We start from the raw sequence: 19,993 nt of genomic DNA on the forward strand, positions 1-19,993 counted from the left end.
CTAACCCCTCCGAGGAAACAAAGAATATGACCACCTTACGAATCCGCGGTATGACCTGCGCCTCCTGTGCCGAGCATGTCAGAGAGGCCTTGGAGCAAATTCCCGGTGTGCACCGGGCGGATGTCTCCTATGCCAGCGGCAAAGCCGAATTGAAGGCCGACGAGGGCGTAAGCCGAGAGCAAATGCAGGCCGCCGTCGAGGCTCTGGGGTATCGAGCGGCGTTCGAAGATTCCACGATACAAGCCCGTCCTGGCCTGCTCGACAAGGCGCGGGGCTGGTTGAGCGGCAGCATTGGCGCCGGGAAAGAAGACGGTAGGCTCCACATTGCGGTCATCGGCAGCGGTGGCGCGGCGATGGCGGCCGCGCTCAAGGCGGTGGAAGGCGGTGCCCGCGTTACCCTCATCGAGCGCGGTCTCATCGGCGGCACCTGCGTCAACGTGGGCTGCGTGCCCTCCAAGATCATGATTCGTGCCGCGCATGTGGCCCATCTGCGCCGCGAGAGTCCGTTCGACACTGGATTGTCCGCCACGACGCCGACGGTCCTGCGCGAGCGACTGCTCGCGCAGCAGCAAGGCCGTGTCGACGAACTGCGCCACGCCAAATACGAAGGTATTCTGGAGAGCACCCCAGCCATCAGCGTGCTGCGTGGCACCGCCCGTTTCCAGGACGGCCACACGCTCAGCGTGGAACTGGCCGAGGGGGGCGAGCGCATCGTAGCCTTCGACCGCTGCCTGGTCGCCACCGGCGCAAGCGCGGCCGTTCCGCCGATTCCCGGTCTCAAGGACACGCCCTACTGGACCTCGGACGAGGCGCTGGCGAGCGATACAGTCCCTAAGCGGCTCGCCGTGATCGGCGCCTCCGTAGTGGCGGTGGAACTGGCGCAGGCCTTCGCCCGGCTGGGTAGCGAGGTCACGATCCTGGCACGCAGTGCGATGTTCTTCCACGAAGACCCGGCCATCGGCGCGGCGGTGACGGAGGCCTTCCGTATGGAGGGCATCGAAGTGCTGGAGCAAACGCAAGCCAGCCAGGTGTCCCACGCCAACGGCGAGTTCGTACTGGCCACCAACCATGGTGAGTTACGTGCCGACAAACTGCTGATTGCCACCGGGCGCTTGCCGAACACCCAGGGCATGAATCTGGACGGCGCCGGCGTGAAGCTGGACGAGCGCGGTGGAATCCAGATCGATCAGGGTATGCGCACCAGCGCAGCGGATATCTATGCGGCCGGCGACTGCACCGACCAACCACAGTTCGTCTATGTGGCGGCGGCGGCGGGCACCCGCGCGGCAATCAACATGACCGGCGGCGAGGCAAAGCTCAATCTCGACGTCATGCCGGCCGTGGTGTTCACCGATCCGCAAGTGGCCACCGTCGGCTACAGCGAAGCCGAAGCGCAGCACGCCGGCCTCGAAACCGACAGCCGCACCTTGACCCTGGACAACGTGCCACGAGCGTTGGCTAACTTCGACACGCGGGGTTTCATCAAGTTGGTCGCCGAAGCGGGCTCCGGCCGGCTGCTGGGCGTGCAGGCGGTGACTCCGGAAGCGGGGGAAATCATCCAGACCGCCGCCATTGCCATCCGCGCCCGGATGACGGTGCAGGAACTGGCCGATCAGTTGTTCCCCTACCTGACGATGGTCGAGGGGCTGAAGCTCGCCGCACAGACCTTTAACAAGGACGTCAAACAATTGTCCTGCTGCGCCGGGTAATGAGAGAGGGAGGTTGAAACATGAGCAACACGGCAGGCGAACTCGGTAGGTGCGACAGCCTACGCAAGACATGGCAGGTGGTCAGCTTCTGGGGGCTGCCTGCCGTCGTGGCGACGATAGCGATTGTTCTGTCAGATCGACGCCCCGCGTTGTTCCTGGCAGCGGGCGCCGCGCTGGCCGTGATGGGCGGCGCCTGCCTGGTCAACGCCACGCGTTGTCACCGCCTTCACTGCTACATCACGGGGCCTTACTTCCTGTTGCTCGCGGTTGGTGCGCTACTGGCTTATGTGTTTGACCAAAACGGCGAGCATCTCTCCAGGCTTTGGCTGCTACTGGCTCTGGGTGCTGCACCGTTGCTCATCTGGCTACCTGAGCGCCTAGCCGGAAGGAAATATCTGAGCGCCCCAGTTTGCGGTGAAGATCGGGTGTGTCGGCGATGAATGCCTACTCCATATCCAGATTGGCCGAGGACGCGGGCGTTAGTGTCCATATCGTCCGAGATTATGTGCTGCGCGGCTTGCTGCAGCCCGCGCGGCGCACGGAAAGCGGTTACGGCATTTTCGATGAGCGGTCCCTGGCGCGGCTGTGCTTCGTGCGTGCCGCCTTCGAGTCCGGTATCGGGCTCGACGAATTGGCGCGGCTCTGTCGAGCGCTCGATGCGCACGATAGTACCGATGTGATCGGGTGTATCGAGCGCTTGCTTCGGCAAATCGCGACACGGCAGGCGGCTTTAGCCGCAGTGAAAACGGAGTTGGCCGGGCTGACCCATTGCGCCGTCGAAGGTCACGCCCATGCGTAACACCAACCAATCCGAATCAATCAAGATACCCCGCTGGCGCGCCTACACGTGGGGTGCGCTCGCCGCGCTCACTTGCCCCTGCCATTTGCCGGTGCTGGCATTGCTGCTTTCGGGGACTGCGGCCGGGGCCTTCGTCAGCGAACATTGGAGCCTCGCTGCGCTCGTGCTGGCGGTTTTCTTCATCCTCTTCCTGAGAGCGGCACTGCGGGCCTTTCGGGAGCGGCCGTGATCCGCTCAGACCACTGCGCGGTCTCCGCTGCCGAGTTGCGGCAGAGTTGGGAGCGCCGGGAATTCTTCTGCACTACCGGCCGCAGGTCGATCTGCGCACAGGTTCGATCACGGGTGCGGAAGCGTTACTAGGTTTTCTTGGACGACGGAGGAACCCCATCATGAACGCAAACAACACCCCTACCATCAGCTGCTGCGAATGTTGCAAGGACATTCCCCTTGACGCCGCGCTTACGCCGGAAGGTTCCGAGTACGTCGTGCACTTCTGTGGCCTGGAGTGCTATCAACGCTTTATGTCTCGCGCGGATAAGAGGGCGGCATTCGAGCCTGATAGCCCCTGCACACAAAAGGTCAGTACCCGTCACGACGACTAATTCGCTTTGCCTCTGGAAAGTGGCTCTGGTTAATTGCAGAAAGCGTGAGCCCACGATGATGGAATGCAAGCCGACGCATCTGAATGCAAGCTCACTCGCAGTGAATGTGAGCCCGGCTGCTCCGTCAGTTGCAGTTAATCTGAGCCGGGAATCGCATTGATTGCGAGCGCGGCCGATTTCAAACGCGAGCCGTTACACTTAGACGGCCATTCCTCGTGAGCGCTGGTCGGCGGCAGAGACAACAACAAAAATTTGGAGCGCTTAAAATGGTGAACGGTATCGAAATTGACTTCTTGCCCGTGGGGGAAGGTAAACACAGTGGCGACGCGATCGCAGTTCGTTGGCGCGAGGATGATCAATACAAAATCCTGATTTATGACGGTGGCACCAAGGCCTACGGCGCTGACCTGGTCGAGCATGTCAAAAAACACTTCAACTCGCATTACGTCGATTACGTGGTCAATTCGCATCCGGACAATGACCATGCGGGGGGATTGCTGCACGTCCTGGAGAACCTGACGGTAGGCCAACTGTGGATGCACCGCCCTTGGGCGTACAGCAACGAGATTCGCCATTATTTCCACGATGGTCGGATCACCAACGACAGCCTTGCCGAGCGCCTGAAGCAAAAAATGTCGGCCGCGAATGCCCTGGAAAAAGCCGCGCTGGAGCGAGACATTCCGATCCACGAACCGTTCGCCGGCAGCCAGATCGGGATTTTTACGGTGTTGTCACCCACCCGAGACCATTATGTCCACGGACTAGTCCCCCAGTTTGAAAAATCCCCTGAGCTCAAGAAAGAAGAGAGTACCGCGGCCTCTTTCTTCGACATGATCAAGGAAGCGGCCGGGTATGTTGCCGACCTGTGGGACAAGGAATATCTGCCCGATACGGTAACGACCTCGGCTGAAAATGAAAGCAGCGCAATCCTGTTTGCCACCGTCGGGAAAGGCGGTTACCTGCTGACCGGGGATGCGGGCATCGAGGCCCTGCGCGCCTGCGCGGACTTTGCCAGCAGCATTGGCATTGATTTGCCCCAGCGTGTCAGCTTTGTGCAGATTCCCCACCATGGCGGTCGGCACAACGTGTCCACCGAGACCTTGAATATGATCGTGGGCGAGCCGCTGCAGAACACTCCGGATCAACCCTCACGGACGGCCTATGTGTCAGCGGCCGCTAACGCCCCGCGGCACCCGAAGAAGGTTGTTACCAATGCATTCCTTCGTCGCGGCTTTCGCGTTGGCCAGACCAAGGGGCGGGCAATTTCTCATTTCACCCAGGGCACACCGAAGCGTGAAGGCTGGGGGCCGATCACCTATCTGCCGTTTTATGAGGAAGTCGAAGAATGACGGTCAGTACGGGGGCATCCATTGCCAAGGCCATCGGTCAGTTCTCCGATCCCTACGAACGACAGGCACGTCTGTACCCTGCGCTCCTGACCCTGTCGCCGGTGATCGTGCTGGTGTTCTCGCTGTACAGCGAGAAGCTCGGGGTGCTCAGCACATTGGTTTCCGCGTTGATCGTCTGCGGTCTGCTGTATCTGCTGGCTGATTTTGCCCGACGTGGCGGAAAAGCCAAGGAGCCCGCGCTGTGGAAGAAGTGGGGGGGCATGCCCAGTACCCAGGTATTGCGCCATCGGGAAAACACCACCTTCGACGTGGCCTCTCTCCAGCGTTATCACGCCATTCTTGCGAAGAAGATGGGCGCTCGCTTCCCCAACGCAGGTGAGGAAGCCGCCGATCCGCAAGCGGCGGACGCCCTCTATACTTCCGCGGGAAATATGCTGCGCAATGCCACACGTGATACCAAGCAATTCGGCCTGTTGTACAAGGACAACATCTCCTACGGCTTCCGCCGCAATGCTTTCGGATTGCGGTGTGTCGCGATCAGCCTGTGTTTGGGCAGTCTGGTCTGGGTGGGGGTTCGACACGGCCTGAATAGTTGGGTAATCCGCTTCCAGGCGGCGGCGACACCGGAATCGTTGCTCAATGGTGGGGAGCTGACATCGGTTGCAGTGTCGCTGGCCATGCTGTTTTTGTGGCTGAGGTATTTCACCGAACAGTCCGTACGTGAGGCTGCTTTCTCCTACGCACGCACTCTTGTCCTGACCTGCGAAGCCTGGGCGCCGAAGCCACGAGCGGCACGCGCCACTGCAGAAAAATCCGCATAGACCCGGGCACTCCCTTTAGCAGGGGGCGAAAGCCGCTTGCTAAAGCTGAGCAATGCCACAGACGTGTTGTCCCGACACAGGGCGCCGGCCCGGCAGCCTTCCCCCTTCCGGTTACAATCCGCGAACACCTGTCCCCTGCCCCAAGCGGAAAAAGCCGCCCCCCGCACCGGCCGTGCGGGTTTGCACTTGCACGCCCCGCGACACCGACAGTAGGTCTTGTTGGCGACCCGGATTAGAGTGGGAGCTGGAGCCGTGGATCCTTTTTAACATTGGCCTGCTCGAGGAGCTGCTGCAAACCTGCGATCCGGGCGATCCCAGGCGCGAAACGGCGATCCAGCTCCACTCAGCCATGTTGAGTTCAAGCATTGAGCATTAACACCGAGGTGATGCTGAAGCGAAACTACGCGGCTACAACCCCACACCACGCAGGGGGCGGCGTAGATCAAATGAATCGCTGCCGTGCCCAAAGGTGTGCAGACAGCAGGCCGACAACGGTCAGAATGTCCGAACGACAAAATGTCAAAAGCCGCACAAATATGTTGCAGCGGCCAAAGCCGTTGAGCGAGCATCCGGGCGTTTGTCCTGGCTTGGCCGAGACGGCCGCGAGCACATTCGATCCTGCATAAAATGGACGAAATGCCCTGGCTCGAGGCCGGGCCGGCAATGCGTTATTCGATGCCTTCCTCGGCAACCGAGGGTGTGAAATTCCGCATCTGATACATCATGTTCGCGTGCAAGCGGGCTGCTTCGTCGATGCTCAGCAAATCGATTCTGCCGTTGGGCAAACACCGCACTTGGGTAAGGCTTTCAGTGCCTCGTAGCCCTTTGGCAAAGTGTATAAGTCCCATGCGGCACTGTTCCGCCGAGTAGCCCACACGCGCTTCAAAATCCGCCCGCGTCAGCGGTGTCGCATAAGATGTCAGCATGTCATCGCCCTCTAAACATCGTGCAGAATTGCCCGCACATTCCCGTTGACTCGCAGCGCCCAGACGATGTTCCAGCCTGGAGGAAGCGCGAGTGCTCCCCGCTGTACGGCGAGCAGTGCGGCCTCGTATCGACGACTGCAGCCGGTGCCCGTAACGCTGCTGCCATCGCGCCAATGGTACCTGATGGTTGCAGAGGGGCTGGCCCCGATCAGTTGGGTGAAACTGTGAGTAGGCACCGCCGGACTGAGCGAGGCAAAGTACGCGACAACTGGCTGAGCCCTGACACTGATCGCCATTTGCTGATCAGGGGTATCGGGTGGCAGCTCCGTTGATTTAAATCCATAGCCTGAGCGATACGGCGTTTGTCTGGGATCAGGAGAAACCAGATGCGGGACAAGTTCAATGAACGCGGTTTCCCCTTCCAACTCCACGAAGCACTGGAGATCCAGAAACACCAAATCGTCGCAAGCGGGTCGATAGTCCTGCTCGTCACCATTTTCCAGTGCGGTCACGAGGCCAGAGAGCAATCGGTTACCGTCCTTGGGCGCGGCAATGGTGCTCGGATTGTAGGTGCGCAGCGCCGCTTCGATGGAGAGCAGCCTGTCCACAGGCATGGGGCGAAACAATGCCGCGTTCAAGGCATAGCGCAGTTTACCAGCCCAACGATCCGTGGAGAGATGGTCCGGCTCTCGAAAACTCTGCGCAGTTTTCATTTCCAGCTGCTGTGCCATATCAATAGAGAGCGGTCGACAGGTATCGGCTAGCACCGTGCCAAGCTGCGTCAGCGACGCTTCCGTGAGGGCACCGAGCTCTGCCAGTGTATGCCAGAGTTCGTGGAGCTCCTGTGGAAAGAACTCAGGTACTGCAGGCGACTGGGCAGACGCTGGAACAGGGCCGTCAGCGCAACTTGCGCGCATCGCCGACGCCACGCTAGCTGCAGTCGCGCAGCCCTGCTCACTCGCCCGCTGGGCGATACGCAGAAGCGTGGCAAACCGTGCTACGTGACGACATTCTGCTACAACCTCAGCGATGATGAGGTGTGGTGCTAAGCGTTGCCACAACACCGCCGGATTGCGGCAGGACAGCACGTCGAGAACGGCAGCAGCGATGTCCGCCCGGTTGCGCGGATCCATTGAAAAGGCAAGTTTCACCACTTGGGCAAACCAGGTGTCATCCCTTGAGGACAGCCAGAGCAGCATGGCCGCGCCGCTGTCGCGGCGTTCCCAGACCGGATGATCAAGGGTCCAGAGCAACAGTTCAAAAAGCGCTTCGTTGGCCTCGATCTCGCAGCGGTCAAGGTAGTCGAACGCTTCAGTCGACGCCTCTCCCACCATTTGTCCGACATGCTCAATGGCGATGTCAAGCAAGGCAACCTGTTGTGGCGCCGCTACCTTGTTGGCCACGACGTCAATGAGGTGCGATGCGATGCGCCATCGCTGCACGTGGCGCTCCTCGAGCAACAGCGGGCCATAAAGACGGGCCAACTCGTTGCCGTCTTGTACCTCGGCGATGATCAGCCGCTCCGCCGCGGTACCGGTATGGTTGTTCGACCAGATGGACCATCCTCCCGCTTGGAGGTTGCGCAGGACTTCGATACAGGCGTTGACTGCCGCGTTCGAATTACCTCGGCGCAGGAGCGAGCGCGCCGCCGCTAGATCTTTGCGGGCCTGCTCTTCAACCGACACTTTGCCGAACAGACCTGGGCGGTAGAGCTCGTCCGCAAGGGAATCAACCTGATCTGGCTGTATCTCAGGGCTACCCGTCGCTTTTTCTGCCGCCCGAGGTTGCTCAGACTCAAAACCAAACATGGAGGCGAGTTGCGCAAGGCGCTCCTGCCCTACGCGCGCCTCGGTCTCTTCCAGCAAGCGGGCAAGGTCAGCGTTGATAGCGGCGGACAAGGGGAGGACCGACTCCCTCAACAGCATCCACGCCCGTTCAGCGCGCATGCCTTGAACCAGGACCCGGATTCGCCGTGTCGCCCAGGCCACATCGTCTGGCTCAACTTCCAGTGCAGTGATAATGAGCGCGTACTCTCGTCCCCAGTCGCCCAGGTGTCGCTCATCACCATGCAGGTACACCTCAAGCAGCGCCCAGCGCAGCCGCCAGTCCGCCTTGCTCGGCACCTGGCGAAGCAAGGCGAGCATGGCCGCCTGCTCCTCCAGCGCGCCGCCCGGGAATCGCATGCCAACCAGCGGTGATACCCTGTCCAGATCACCGGCCGCCGCTTGTGCCAATAGTTGCGCCAGCGACCCGCAAGACTGATGCTTGAAATACTGAACGGCACCAGCGTACAACGAACGCCGGCAGAGTTGAGAGATGAAGCTGCCCTTGTCTGCCCGAACATACCGCTGAAACGTCATATCCCCGCTGGCTCGTTCCAGGTAAGCCGCAATTTGTGCCTGCGCTGTCGGGGGCACCTTCAGCTCGATCGGGAGGGATTCAAGCGTACTGGACATCAGGGACAACTGATCCTCCTTGTACCAGCTTGGGCCCATCGAAAAACGCAGTGCCAACTGATACGTTTGGAAGGCCTGTTCGGTCGCGTCCAATCGCGTCAGCAGGGGGACAATGCGCAATAGCTCGGGTATCAGCTCGTATCGGTTCTCGACATTTGCCGCGACGTAGTCTCGCCAGCGGATGATCAGGTTGAAGAGCGCGTCCGCCGTGTCCACCGTTAACTCGGCGCTGACGAACTGCTCCGCGACACCCGCGAGCGCCTGGCGGAAACCTTCGTTGTAGAGGCCGAACTGGTGATCAAACGCCGCTTCAAGCACCTGAATGAACACACCTGACCGCTGGGGAAAGCAGTCCAGTATCAGTTTTGCTAAACGCTCGTACAGAACAGGGATGATGGTCTCCGGAATGCTGTAGGCGCCTTGCCACAGGATCCGAGAAGCGAGGGGGATGGCCCAAGCCGGTAAAATCACATCAGTTACGCAGGACCATACCTGATCAACAGTGGCGTGATCCGCCTCGGCCGTGGCCCTGCGCGCGGTACCATCAGCCCAGGCGATGGCCGCAGCAATCGAGCGCAATGGGCCTTCCCAGTCATGCGGCTGGACCGGGTGGACCACCGGCTGTAGCTGGGTGTCATCGAGGAAATACCGGGCACGCAGCTGCCGATACGACTCGTGGAAACCCTCCCGATCGGGGTCGGCACGGTTGGTTTTATACAAGGCCAGCGGTTGCGGGGTGTCGGCAATGCCCACTGTGCACCTTCGTACCAGCGGCCGAGTGGCCCCCGCCTCAATCAGCGTATCGACAACGACGACGCGCAGATCCTGGGGTTGCTGTAGTGTCTGGCTGACCGCTTCCAAATCCTCCAACAGCAAGTTGATACTCTCCCGGGCCAGGCGAACACCATACAGGCGGGAGTTCATTTCGGCGAAGACCAGCGTGTGGAGCAGCGAGTGCAGGATCTGCTCGGGATCGGTGTTAGGGAGTTTGAGCTGCAGGAGCGACGTAAACTGTCCGCGCAGACAAAGCAGCGCGCCGCTCAGGTTACCTGTGAGCTGTAACAGAACTTCATTTTGCTCTTCGACGGAAAACGGACTATGCGGGGCGCGCACGAATTGATGCACGATCGCGTTAAGGAAGCGCTTCACTGGCGGCTGTCCACCCGCTGCTACGGCTAAAGCAAAGCCGTGCAAGCGCAGTTGGATCGTCTCGATGAGCCGATCAGTCTCGATGCTACCCTCGGATTGCCACTGTTCAAATACCGCATTCAGCGACAGCTGAACCTTATCCAGCAGGATTTGCGCTTCGCGCTGGCGGCCCTTGCGCGTCAGCGCATGGACGACTGTAAACGCTTCGTGCGCGCTCACAATCACGCGACCATTGCGAATGACATGGCGCAGTGCTTCATCGGTTTTGTCGAGCGCCAGCAGAGCCAGCGCCACCCGCTCGGCTGACTGGGTAAACAGGGTGTCGTAGCGAAAGGTCAATCGTTGTGACAGCAGCAGCAAACGGACCATGTCGGTGGCCATACCGATACGCGTCGCGGCGGCGAGCGCATGATCGATGTCGCCAAGGAGTACATCGGGCTCTGAGCCCAGCACAACGGCGGCGTCCACCCATGTTTGCTGACATTCTCCGATGGCCAGCAGTTGCGCCTGCTTTCCACCCAGCAGGCCGTGATAGACCCTGTTCAGCTGTCCGTAGTCGCCACTCTCCGCAGTGACGCAGAAAGTCGCCAGCCGCTCCTGCAGGCGCTGGTTCATGGCTGAGGTCTTGTGCGCCACAAACTCCGAAAAGGATGGATGATAGATCTCGGTGTTACCCGTTCGAGAAAGCAAGTGCTGGATCCGGGCCAGTGTGGCGATGTAGACGGCACTCTCGGCGGGCAGCAGCATGACGGTCAGGTCTGCTGTGGAAATCCCCCAACGGAGCCGGGCAATGATCCCCAGCAGATTGACCGCGTCGGGGTCCGGCAGGAGTTGTCCCCAGAGCGTCTCGTAATAATCCTGAATGGCGCCACTGAAGGCGGGCAATCGAGCAATATCGGCTTCGCTAGCGCCACCGTTCACCAGATCCGCCAGGTAATGGAGGTACAGCGGGTGGCCCACGGCCCGCTCACACAGCAGGGCCACCAGCGTCGACGTCGCTACGCCCGGGTCGAGCAACTCGATGCACAACGCGTGCTGACTGTCGTGATCAAGGGCCGGCAGGGTCAAGCGCCCCGCGCTCTGCAGCAGGGGGCCGATGCTGCTGGCATGCGCTTCCAAGCCAACCCCGGTAATGACGATCACGAGCCCGCGAGGCAAAACCGAGGGAAGTAAGCCGACAAAACGCTGCAGACTATCCGTGCTCACCCCGACAGCTTCGTTCAGGCCGTCGATAAACAGCACCCCGACCTTGTCGGCAGCGGCGTGCCGATGGGCCAGCGCGTTGAGCACTTCATGGGTCTGCTGGATCAGATCAGGGTAGGACAGCTCCCGCAACCTGGCCGGCTTCCCGCTCACTTGCAGCGACAATAACGAGTTGATCCAGTCAAAGAATACTTCCGGCTGAGCCTGGTGCGCGGGCGTTATTCCTCGACCTCGCTCCGAAAGCGCGTACACCCCGAGCACTTCGAGTGGCTGGGTGCGCGGTGCAAACTGCCTGCAGTAGGTCGACTTGCCAATACCGTGCGCGCCCTCCACCCAGAGGTAACCGCCGTTCAGGCTCGCCAGGCGGCTTTCAAAAAGCTCGTCAAACTCCGGGCGAGCGCCATGCGGCGCGCTCTGCTCGGCGTCGACAAGGAGTTCAGGCAGCACGCCGTGGGCCTCAAGGAATGGACGCAACTGGTCGATGCTCAGCGCAGCGAGCGCCGTGTCGACATTCAGCCGCAGCATGCCGCGACAAACGCGGCCGGTCATGAGCGCCGCGCCTGACAGGCCTTGATAATCGGAGAGGTGGGATCCTGGAGCGACCGACAGGTCGAGGTCCACTCCGTGCACCCGTTCGCTCAATATCTGCTGGACTTCACCGTTGAGGGCATGACCAATATCAACCTTGGTCGTCGGATAGCCGAACGCGTACCACTTTGCACCCACCCGGGGCAGGCTGCCGTCCAGTGGAATCGGCTCAATGTCCAAGGGCGCAGGCAGGCGCAGCAGGCATACATCGAGATCGTCGTCCAGCGCTTCAACCACCACAGCATACTGAGTCGCAGCAGTACCAGTCCCGAAGCGGGCTGTGAGGGGGCCGCCTGCCGCCGCAGTGGCTTTCACGCAATGCAGCGCCGTTAGCACGAGCGAGGGTGTAATCAGCCAACCGGTCCCTACATCCTCGCTACCGATAATCATGCAGGTGGCTTGTTTGACAGCTTCATCCATCACAGCTGGGCTTCTCCAAGGTCAATCCATTCGCCTTCAACCACGTGAACGCTAAAACGCGCTCCGGATTTCGATGAGTAGTTGCGCAACCGTCGTGAGGCTGCGGTTTCATAGTTGAAATACAGCGTGCGTTCGAAAGACGCTGGCCGGTCGACGATTTCTTTCAGTACTTCGAAATGCGGATGACCATGCCTTCCCTTGCCATTGGTGGAAATCAGAAAGCATGGGGCGTCCACCAAAGCCAACAGCTCCACACTGGTGTTGTGATAACTCCCATGGTGAGCGATCTTGATGGCGTCAAACAACAAGGGCCCCGACTCTGGCTGCCGGCATTTCAGTTCTTCGACCATGTCTTCGGCCCAGGCATCACCTAACAACAGCACGGTTGACCGCCCCGCCGTCAACAACAGTGCAATGGAACTGCCATTGGCAATCCACGTGTCGGCTTTGTACACCTGCGCCAACGACAGCTCCTGATTTGCAGCAATCGGTTGAATGCCCGCAGAAACTGGTTGTTGAGCAGCATGGGCACACCACATCTCATAGGCATCGTCCACCAGATCGCTGCTTTGCGCTGCACCTCGATAGCCGAACTTCTGCATGTCTTTGAGCCAGAAGGTGCGAAGACTTTCCAGCCGCGCGACACTAGGGCCCAGCACGGCAAGCTGTACTGTATGCGGCAGGTCGAGTGTCGCGCAGCGGCGGTCTATGCAGCGAGATCCGTCACCGAAATTCCAGTGATAACCCTGGCTTCTGAGGAGATTGGCTAGCGAGCTGCCCTGGCGCGCACTGATCGGATCGGCCGCCTGCTCGGGAGGTATGGGGAAACCTCGTCGCTTTATGGCTTCAAGCACCGTGGCATCTTCAGTCAGGCTTGGCCCGGTGGCAGGGCACGGTAAGGAGCGCAGACTGTTATGCCAGACCTCGTCGACGTCGATGCCTCGGTTGCCGGGACCGCCATTGGTCGAAAAGAAGGTCAGCAGCCCACCGATGTGATCGGCGTCGATATGGGTGCATACCACCAGGCTGAGACGCCCGCCCTGTCGTGACAATTCCGCCAGATCCTGAGCGATGTAGTCGGTGTAGGTACTGGCATACCCGCCATCAATCAGCAAGTGATTGCCATTGGCATTGACCAGAAACGCATCACCTTTATTTGCCGGATACATCTTCAGTTTCAGCATACTGCCCAACAGACGTCCGATTAGGGCTGCACAGTCTAAGGGACGGCGGCTGGCAAGGCGAAGAATTCGCGCCCCAACACTTCACCCTTTCTTGATTCTGGGCTTGCGCGGGTTCGGCGCCTGCTGCTGGGCCAGTTGCTGCTCCAGCGTGTCAGCACGCGCCTGTTGGGCCACGGCCGTATGCCGCACTGCGTCAAGCGCTTGCTGCGTGGCATGCAGGCGGCCTTCAAGCGCTTGCAGCTGTTGCTCGCCCTGCTCCGCTGCCACTTCGGCCCGCGCTTGCTGAGCGGCTGCCTGTCGCTGCGTCTCGCTCAAGGCATGACGGTCTTGCTCCAATCGTTGCTGCAGTTGGTCGAGCTGGCGCTGTAGCTCTCGGCGTTCAACCTGATGTGTCTTGCTCTCCTCGCGTGCCCGATCAATTTCGCGGTAGCCACGGTCCTCGACGCCCCGCACGTAGGCATCCTGCTCCAGCCGTGCGTGCTCGGCCTGGTGCTGGGTGTCGTGCAGCTCGGCTTGCAGAGCCTGCAACTGCTGTTGCAAGGCGTCGCGGTCCAGTTGCAAGGCGCCACGTTGTTGCTGCAGGTCCTCGATCTGCGCCCGGCGCTGGGCCAGCAGTTGGTCCAAATCAGCCAACCGAGTTTCTGCTGTCTGCCGCCCAGCCAGAGCCTCTGCCGTCTGCTGCCGAAACTGCGCCGCATCCTGGCGCGCCTGGCCTTCAATCACGGCCACGCGCTCGCGCTCGGCGGCCAGCACCTGGCGATGCTGGTCCAGGGACTGCTCGGCGACGCCTTGCGCCAGATGAATCGCCTGCTGCCAGATGGCAACAAAGGCCTGCGCCACTTCGGCTGGCAACGCTGGCAGACGTGTCTCACCGTTCAGCCGTTCGGCCAGGCGCGCCCACCATTGATCGAGCAGGCCGCCAACCCGCGCCGGGCTGCCGCGCCCGAGTTCCAGGCGCACGCGTTCGACCGTTGGCCGTTCGCCGCGAGCCAACACCGCGTCCGCGGCAGCAAATACCTCGTTTTCTGGCACCCCTACTGCCATGGACTATCTCCCGGTATATTAGGTCTGATAATAGAATGTTATACGACATTATAAAATCGAAACTCAATTAATAATACGTTGAACGTAATGAATAATACAGATGCCCGCACCGACATCATTCTTGGACTATTTGCCCATTTTTTAGCTATAAGAACTGTCTTAAGACACAAAGCCTGGACTTTTTGTCGTGTCAGGATAGCGTTCGTGTAATTTTCGTCGGATGCGTCACAAGGAATGGACTTTTAGTCGTGAGTAACTTCGCTGCAGCTGCCGGCAGCAATACGATTTTGTGAGAACACCTCGCTTATCCGATCGCGCAACCGAATCAGTCCTACATCAGGCGGACGGTAACTGAGGAGCTGGGAGTAATAACTTGAACGGGGGACTTCGGCAAGCATCAGAATTGAGAGATGAGGTTCACTAGCCTGTTGGCGCCAACGCCAAATTGCCCCACGTGTTGACGCAAGTCTGACCCACCTCCAATCTGCCAAAATTCAGCAAAGGCAATGTTTTTGCGAGGAGACGAATGGGGCAGCCACATATCGGCAACTGGGTCAATTCGACTTCGGCTCCAACACCTCAAGGGCCTGCAGCTGCTCGGCGAGGTGTTTTTCGAGTTGACGGAATTCTGCGAGCTTGGACGTTGGGGGCTCCTAGGGAACATTGGATATTCAAGTCAAAATAAAACTTTAGAGTGCCTTGTGACAACGGCGAGAACCGAATTTTCTATTGCTTTACCGCAACGTTGGAAAGACGCTTAAACACATCAGCGTAGATGTCAGCATCTGCCAGCGAAAAAAGCAGCATTTCAACTTCATGAATACGGTTGGAATCACCCCAAAGATCCTGGCTCACCTTGGAGACCAACGACACATAGGTAGCGTAAGTACTGTGCTCAGGAATAAAGTGATTTTTTCGGATCGTCTTGGGCTCACTCGCACCATCAACGTGTGGTTGCGTATGCCCCAACCTTTCGCTCAAAAGCAGCGTTGAAACGTCCAACATCTTGAGGCGTGAGTTGCGCCCTTCTGGCATCGGAAAAATTGGGTGCTTAGCCCCGGCTAGATAATTAATAGCATTTAGCGAGTAGGCAACCCTAACATCATATATACATGCCCACTCAGGACAGACTATAGACGCCCATTTCGACCAGCTACTGATCATCTTGAATGGGAGATTGTAGGCCACCGGCGGAGCTGTGCTGCCCTTCATGTGTGCAAAAAGACAAAGTGTCTCCTCGACTTTTGAGAAGCGGGTAATCCCCCCCCAAACTTTTACGAAATAGATCGCTACTCTCGCGTGCTCGATCGGGCAGTCGGTTTCCCTCACCAGCTGACGCAAACCTGACTTCAGCTCCAACGTTCTACCGAACGATGTGGTATCCCCAAAGCTCAATCCGAAGTCTTTTGTTGCGCGATCCTGGTCAAAATCCCAATCGTAAAGGGTTGGTAGCTTGTCTTTCCATGGACGTAAATATTCAGCGACAAGCTTGTGCATTTGATACCTCGGAATCGGCAAGCGAACACAATATCAAAACAACATCATCAACTGAACCCGGTCTTGTCATGAGACGAACCAGCTTAACAACTGATTCATCCCGACCCGCGCGGCCCTGACTAATGCCTTGCGCTGAGAGTTGCGTATTGAGATCAACATCAACTTGGCCGACAGGCGAAAATGATGCGGAAGGCCTGAGGCGTATCCAAAAGCAGCACTCGGTTTAGCTAAGCGTTCATCTCAGCCACCAACAGTTCGGGAATTCGGGATACGAAAGCATGAGCTTCCATCGGTTCATCAAGCACTGGCACGGCCTCGCTCTGAACAAGGTTCTCAGAAGTGATGTGGATACGAGGGTCATTCATGACTCAGCCTTATCGGCAGTATGAAGTCACAGCAACTGCGGGGTGCTCCGCCTGTTTTGTTTTCAACGTGTTGCTCCGATGACTGAACATAAGCGCTCGCTATCCACCGAAGACTCGCACTCGATATTCGCCGGGTTGTCGATAAAAGTTACATCAAACGCATCGATCACCATTTCGCGTCGCTTGGTGCGTGAGCGACACCTCACACCGTTAGCAATGCGGCGCCGCGAGAGAGTCAGCAGCCACGGGAAAAAAGGTCGGTTGGGATCATAGGTGTGTCGCGCCTGGTGAATCGTCATTAGGGTTTCCTGGCGCCGAAATCGTTTGTAGCTGCGCACTCATCCCCTAGCCTTCATTGGCGACATATCGTTCTGCGCGCCTAGGACAGGCACACTCAGCCAAGCATTGATCTTCTGTATATCGATGTCAGTCAGCCCTCCACGCCAGCGCAGCAGGACCAGCTGATTAAAGATGAAGTCATACTGTGCCTTTAGGTAGTCGCGCCGCGCGGAGTACTCCTGCTGCACGGCATTGAGTACCTCTACGGCAGTCGCGATACCCAGGGACATCGAGCGCTCACTGGCCTGCCGCGACTTAGTTGCCGAGTCCAGCGCGTGCCGTGACGAGGCAATCCTGCTCAGATCTGAGGCACTTTTCATGTAGGCAGTGCGGGTTTCCTTGATGACCTGTCGGCGAATGGACTCATAATCTTGCTCAGCCGCGTCTCGCGCCCCGTAAAGGCCCTGTACCCGAGCGCTGGTGGAGCCGCCGCTGTAGATCGGAATCTGGATCGAGACGCTAGCCGAATAAGTGTCCGTGCGCGGCGACGGCACGTTCTCGTAGGCAAAGTCGCTACGCTGAGCGCCGAGACCCATGCTTAAGGTAGGCAAATTTCCGGCCTTCGCCTCACCGATGGCGTAATTGGCCGAATCGACCGCCTTCTGCTTCGCCTGTAGAGCCGGGTTGCTACTCACCGCCTGGGCCAGCCAATATTCCTCGGTGCCTGGAGGCATGTCAAAGTGTACGCCCTGATCAATCCGCTTGAGCGGTTGATAGACCTCGCGACCGATCAGTTCGGCCAGTGCCTCGCGGCTGACCTCAATCTGATTACGAGCCTCGATCTCGGCTGTCTTAAGGCTGTCCACCTTGGCGGAGATCTGCAAGACATCCGTCACCGTAGCCAGCCGAAGCTTGAACATCGCCTGCAATCGATCCAAGTTGCGCTGGGTCGCTTTGCGCTCTGCTGTGGTCAACTCCAATTCATCTTCGGCCGCCAGAACGGTAAAATAGCGCTGCACTAGATCTACGGTAGATTCGACCTTGGCATCCTCGTATTGGGAACGGTACTGCGCAGTCATCTCTGTGTATTTCTTAAAGCCTCGCCAGGCCGCTGGATTGTAAAGGTACTGACTCAGGCGAAGGCCATATGTCTCGCCGTTGACAAGCTCTTTGTATGTCCCCTGCTCGCGGCCTACTCGGTTAAACGAGCTGCTGGCGCTGACTTGCGGCAGCAGCTGCCCGAATGAGGCACGCTCCTGTCCCTGGGCACTGCGAACCTGCGCTTCGGCGCCAATGATTCTGGGATTGGACACTATGTTCTGCTGGTACAGCGTCCAAATATCGACGTAGCTATCCGGCTCCCTGACTGGCCCGGGCTGTGCCATGAGGTGCACCGGTAGCGCCAGCATCCACGATAGATAAAAGGCTTTCTTCAACATCGGCTGACTCACCGTTCGATTATCGACCGCGCCATCACGCGAAATGCGGACTAAAGCGGATAGTTAAGGAGCGTGCGCTCCTCTATTGACCAATGGGCTCTTCTCACCTGTTTAGCCCACCAGGACTTCAAACTGGCAGAAGGACTTGGCGCTGCGTCATGACGCATGGAGAGGGTTAACAGCGTTATCCGGCCTTAAGCACGAGCTTTTTTAAAAACAACGAAATAATTCCGATGCTGTGGTATGGAACGCATCCGTGATGCTCTACAAACTTGATGGAGGTGCCAGAAAACTGCTTGAGCAGCGGGCGTTCAGATACAGGACATAGCAGCAACTCTCCCCGCCCCCAAAAAACACCTTCAACCTGCACGTCAGTAAACTCCAAGGGTTGAATCACACGGGGATAAATCGCCTTGTAAAAGGCTTCTTTAGCCGAAAACAAAAGCGTGGCATTCTGCTATCCAAACCAGAACCGAACCACACCTCCCGCTCCAAATCCGTGCAGCAAAACGATAGAATACTACGCGTCGCGTCGTCACTCGCGACCGGTTCGCTTTCAATGCCTAACGATCCAATATGAGAAGAGTTAACGATCGTGGCGTAAGCCATATGCTCGGTGTGGGTAATAGATCCGACGATACCAGGAGGCCATTTCGGCACGCCATCAAAGCAGCGGAACACCCCTCCCTCAGTGGAAACATTAATACTCTCCATTGCTAACTCAGCACATAATCTCCCGCCAATGAAGGCAATACGCCGCTGATAAACACTACGATGAACTTCATCCGGTAGCAGGTCATCAGTCACCAACGCCGCCATAGAATCCAGGTCCTTCAGCGAGACAGCAAAAGACACGGCGCCCTCTGGCAAAAAATGAGGTGACACCTGCACTTGCGCCTCAAGCGCCGAAGCCCCCACATACCTCCGAATCTTTGAAAGGAAGTTTTCCATGACGCCAGCAGCGGGCACTTCAACGTCAGAACCCCTCATCGTCGTACTCCGCCACTCGCTGAAAACAACACCCCTGAAGAAAAAATTTACCTTTTCAGACAACCCATTATTCGCCGATCTGAGAAAGTGATTTCTTGCAGAACTCTGCAATACCAAGGAGGTTGTCCAGATCATCGTTATTACCAAGACGGACCATCCCCATAATCTCTTCTTCACTGTAAAGATAATTAAGATGCGGCACCAACTTAGCTACCAGGCGATCTCTATACGATGGACCGATTGAGGAAACGAACCCGCCACAAAGAATGATTCGATCTGGCGAATCGAGTAAAATGACGTGCTGCAATGCTATCGACAACCAGCCGACCGAACGGTCAAGCGCGTCCGAGACAAAAATATCCCCATCATTAAGGCACTTGATCGCAATCTTGTTTATCCTATTTAACGCAGCGCCCGACTTTTCATCGATGGAAATCGAGGACATTTTTAGCGCCCGCTTGAGCAAGGAGGATTCATAGAGATCCGGGCATTGCTGGGCAAGAACGCCAAGAAACCTTGCGAATCCAGTGCCCGATGAGTAGTTATTCAACGCGCCTTTAAATTTCCCTGTCTGGCTGGCCAACGCGTGCTCTCCGGGATCTACAATCGCCAATCCGATTTCCCCAGTTCGCCCTTTTGAGTCCAACAAAATTGCGTCAAGGCTTCGCAAGTATGTTTTTGCACCTATACCGCTCCCAATATTGATCAACGAAATTCTTTCGTCCTTCATGTATTGGAAATCAAACGCATATCTATAACAGGCAGCAGAAACGTCGTTTGCGACACGCACGGGGAACCCTAAGCGCCGCTCCAAATCTGCGAGTTCGATTCCCTCGCTAGCACTGCCCCAAATCGCACTATCCTTGGAAATACTCCCATCTTGCGAGACGACACCCGCAAAACTTATTCCAATACCCAGGCACGCACCTTCCGAACTTAACTGGCTTTTTACTTGCGCAACAAGATGACACAGCCATCTTTCCTGTAACGCATCGGCGTTTGATCCATCTACGCCTTTGTCGCAACGCCCCGGCGTCGCCGAGGTGGCGTAAGCTATAACCTCCCCACTTTTTACTACCGCAACTCTGGTATTGGTAAATCCTGCATCAACCGCAATATAGAAACTCATGATAGATACGCCACCAATTAAATGTAATGAATTCTTGATTCAAG

At 58.1% G+C, this 19,993-nt stretch carries 16 protein-coding genes and 2 pseudogenes; 7 read left to right on the forward strand and 11 right to left on the reverse strand.

The window, feature by feature from the left end:
- The first annotated feature begins 26 nt into the window (after positions 1-26).
- From merA to A7K61_RS03360, 7 genes and pseudogenes are all read left to right on the forward strand, one after another.
- Positions 27-1,709 (forward strand): mercury(II) reductase, encoded by a 1,683-nt coding sequence (merA, locus tag A7K61_RS03330; protein ID WP_019819719.1) that lies wholly within the window; start codon positions 27-29, stop codon positions 1,707-1,709.
- A 20-nt stretch (positions 1,710-1,729) separates the two neighbouring features.
- Entirely contained in the window at positions 1,730-2,149 is a 420-nt protein-coding gene (locus A7K61_RS03335) for a hypothetical protein (protein ID WP_019819725.1), read from the forward strand.
- Positions 2,146-2,508: a mercuric resistance transcriptional repressor MerD gene (gene merD, locus A7K61_RS03340; RefSeq protein WP_019819727.1), complete on the forward strand. Its 363-nt coding sequence runs from the start codon at positions 2,146-2,148 to the stop codon at positions 2,506-2,508. The genes A7K61_RS03335 and merD overlap by 4 nt, the downstream gene beginning before the upstream one ends.
- Positions 2,501-2,737, forward strand: a complete 237-nt coding sequence (gene merE / locus A7K61_RS03345; protein WP_069556925.1) for a broad-spectrum mercury transporter MerE — start codon at positions 2,501-2,503, stop codon at positions 2,735-2,737. The genes merD and merE overlap by 8 nt, the downstream gene beginning before the upstream one ends.
- A gap of 115 nt (positions 2,738-2,852) precedes the next feature.
- Positions 2,853-3,110: pseudogene (locus A7K61_RS03350) on the forward strand (DUF3330 domain-containing protein); the annotation flags it as partial.
- A gap of 266 nt (positions 3,111-3,376) precedes the next feature.
- On the forward strand, positions 3,377-4,459 hold the full coding sequence (locus tag A7K61_RS03355) for a ComEC/Rec2 family competence protein (RefSeq protein ID WP_019819732.1): 1,083 nt from the start codon (positions 3,377-3,379) through the stop codon (positions 4,457-4,459).
- Entirely contained in the window at positions 4,456-5,280 is an 825-nt protein-coding gene (locus A7K61_RS03360; protein WP_019819733.1) for a hypothetical protein, read from the forward strand. Before A7K61_RS03355 ends, A7K61_RS03360 begins: the two co-directional genes overlap by 4 nt.
- Positions 5,281-5,948: 668 nt before the next feature.
- Here the strand turns inward: A7K61_RS03360 and avs1c are convergent.
- The 11 genes and pseudogenes from avs1c to A7K61_RS03400 form a co-directional block, all read right to left on the reverse strand.
- Positions 5,949-6,206 carry an AVAST type 1 anti-phage system protein Avs1c gene (avs1c, locus tag A7K61_RS03365; protein WP_019819734.1) on the reverse strand — a complete coding sequence of 86 codons (258 nt, stop codon included), beginning with the start codon at positions 6,204-6,206 and terminating at the stop codon, positions 5,949-5,951.
- An 11-nt stretch (positions 6,207-6,217) separates the two neighbouring features.
- Entirely contained in the window at positions 6,218-12,022 is a 5,805-nt protein-coding gene (avs1b, locus tag A7K61_RS03370) for an AVAST type 1 anti-phage system protease Avs1b (RefSeq protein ID WP_019819735.1), read from the reverse strand.
- Positions 12,022-13,206 (reverse strand): AVAST type 1 anti-phage system MBL fold metallo-hydrolase Avs1a, encoded by a 1,185-nt coding sequence (avs1a, locus tag A7K61_RS03375; protein WP_019819738.1) that lies wholly within the window; start codon positions 13,204-13,206, stop codon positions 12,022-12,024. Before avs1a ends, avs1b begins: the two co-directional genes overlap by 1 nt.
- A gap of 81 nt (positions 13,207-13,287) precedes the next feature.
- On the reverse strand, positions 13,288-14,250 hold the full coding sequence (locus A7K61_RS03380) for a DNA-binding protein (RefSeq protein WP_019819740.1): 963 nt from the start codon (positions 14,248-14,250) through the stop codon (positions 13,288-13,290).
- A gap of 569 nt (positions 14,251-14,819) precedes the next feature.
- Positions 14,820-14,894, reverse strand: a pseudogene (locus A7K61_RS34140) (transcriptional regulator); the annotation flags it as partial.
- Between the two features lie 82 nt (positions 14,895-14,976).
- A complete protein-coding gene (locus tag A7K61_RS03385) occupies positions 14,977-15,747 on the reverse strand; it encodes a hypothetical protein (protein ID WP_019819742.1) in 771 nt (256 codons plus the stop codon).
- Between the two features lie 427 nt (positions 15,748-16,174).
- Entirely contained in the window at positions 16,175-16,411 is a 237-nt protein-coding gene (locus A7K61_RS30805; RefSeq protein ID WP_074059233.1) for a hypothetical protein, read from the reverse strand.
- Positions 16,412-16,450: 39 nt separating this feature from the next.
- Positions 16,451-17,830: a TolC family outer membrane protein gene (locus A7K61_RS03390; protein WP_019819744.1), complete on the reverse strand. Its 1,380-nt coding sequence runs from the start codon at positions 17,828-17,830 to the stop codon at positions 16,451-16,453.
- Between the two features lie 184 nt (positions 17,831-18,014).
- Positions 18,015-18,227, reverse strand: coding sequence for a hypothetical protein (locus A7K61_RS34145; protein ID WP_367235741.1), 213 nt, complete (start codon positions 18,225-18,227; stop codon positions 18,015-18,017).
- On the reverse strand, positions 18,224-18,820 hold the full coding sequence (locus A7K61_RS03395; protein WP_019819746.1) for a hypothetical protein: 597 nt from the start codon (positions 18,818-18,820) through the stop codon (positions 18,224-18,226). The genes A7K61_RS34145 and A7K61_RS03395 overlap by 4 nt, the downstream gene beginning before the upstream one ends.
- 67 nt (positions 18,821-18,887) lie before the next feature.
- Positions 18,888-19,949, reverse strand: a complete 1,062-nt coding sequence (locus A7K61_RS03400) for an ROK family protein (protein WP_019819748.1) — start codon at positions 19,947-19,949, stop codon at positions 18,888-18,890.
- Positions 19,950-19,993: the final 44 nt, after the last annotated feature.

The sequence above is a fragment of the Pseudomonas sp. AP42 genome (assembly GCF_001728935.1).
Lineage (GTDB): Bacteria > Pseudomonadota > Gammaproteobacteria > Pseudomonadales > Pseudomonadaceae > Aquipseudomonas > Aquipseudomonas lactis.

Excerpts from the sequence above, each read along its gene's own strand:
- merA (WP_019819719.1), top strand. The coding sequence starts at position 27 with ATGACCACCTTACGAATCCGCGGTATGACCTGCGCCTCCTGTGCCGAG.
- A7K61_RS03335 (WP_019819725.1), top strand. The coding sequence starts at position 1,730 with ATGAGCAACACGGCAGGCGAACTCGGTAGGTGCGACAGCCTACGCAAG.
- merD (WP_019819727.1), top strand. The coding sequence starts at position 2,146 with ATGAATGCCTACTCCATATCCAGATTGGCCGAGGACGCGGGCGTTAGT.
- merE (WP_069556925.1), top strand. The coding sequence starts at position 2,501 with ATGCGTAACACCAACCAATCCGAATCAATCAAGATACCCCGCTGGCGC.
- A7K61_RS03355 (WP_019819732.1), top strand. The coding sequence starts at position 3,377 with ATGGTGAACGGTATCGAAATTGACTTCTTGCCCGTGGGGGAAGGTAAA.
- A7K61_RS03360 (WP_019819733.1), top strand. The coding sequence starts at position 4,456 with ATGACGGTCAGTACGGGGGCATCCATTGCCAAGGCCATCGGTCAGTTC.
- avs1c (WP_019819734.1), bottom strand. The coding sequence starts at position 6,206 with ATGCTGACATCTTATGCGACACCGCTGACGCGGGCGGATTTTGAAGCG.
- avs1b (WP_019819735.1), bottom strand. The coding sequence starts at position 12,022 with ATGGATGAAGCTGTCAAACAAGCCACCTGCATGATTATCGGTAGCGAG.
- avs1a (WP_019819738.1), bottom strand. The coding sequence starts at position 13,206 with ATGCTGAAACTGAAGATGTATCCGGCAAATAAAGGTGATGCGTTTCTG.
- A7K61_RS03380 (WP_019819740.1), bottom strand. The coding sequence starts at position 14,250 with ATGGCAGTAGGGGTGCCAGAAAACGAGGTATTTGCTGCCGCGGACGCG.
- A7K61_RS03385 (WP_019819742.1), bottom strand. The coding sequence starts at position 15,747 with ATGCACAAGCTTGTCGCTGAATATTTACGTCCATGGAAAGACAAGCTA.
- A7K61_RS30805 (WP_074059233.1), bottom strand. The coding sequence starts at position 16,411 with ATGACGATTCACCAGGCGCGACACACCTATGATCCCAACCGACCTTTT.
- A7K61_RS03390 (WP_019819744.1), bottom strand. The coding sequence starts at position 17,830 with ATGTTGAAGAAAGCCTTTTATCTATCGTGGATGCTGGCGCTACCGGTG.
- A7K61_RS03395 (WP_019819746.1), bottom strand. The coding sequence starts at position 18,820 with ATGAGGGGTTCTGACGTTGAAGTGCCCGCTGCTGGCGTCATGGAAAAC.
- A7K61_RS03400 (WP_019819748.1), bottom strand. The coding sequence starts at position 19,949 with ATGAGTTTCTATATTGCGGTTGATGCAGGATTTACCAATACCAGAGTT.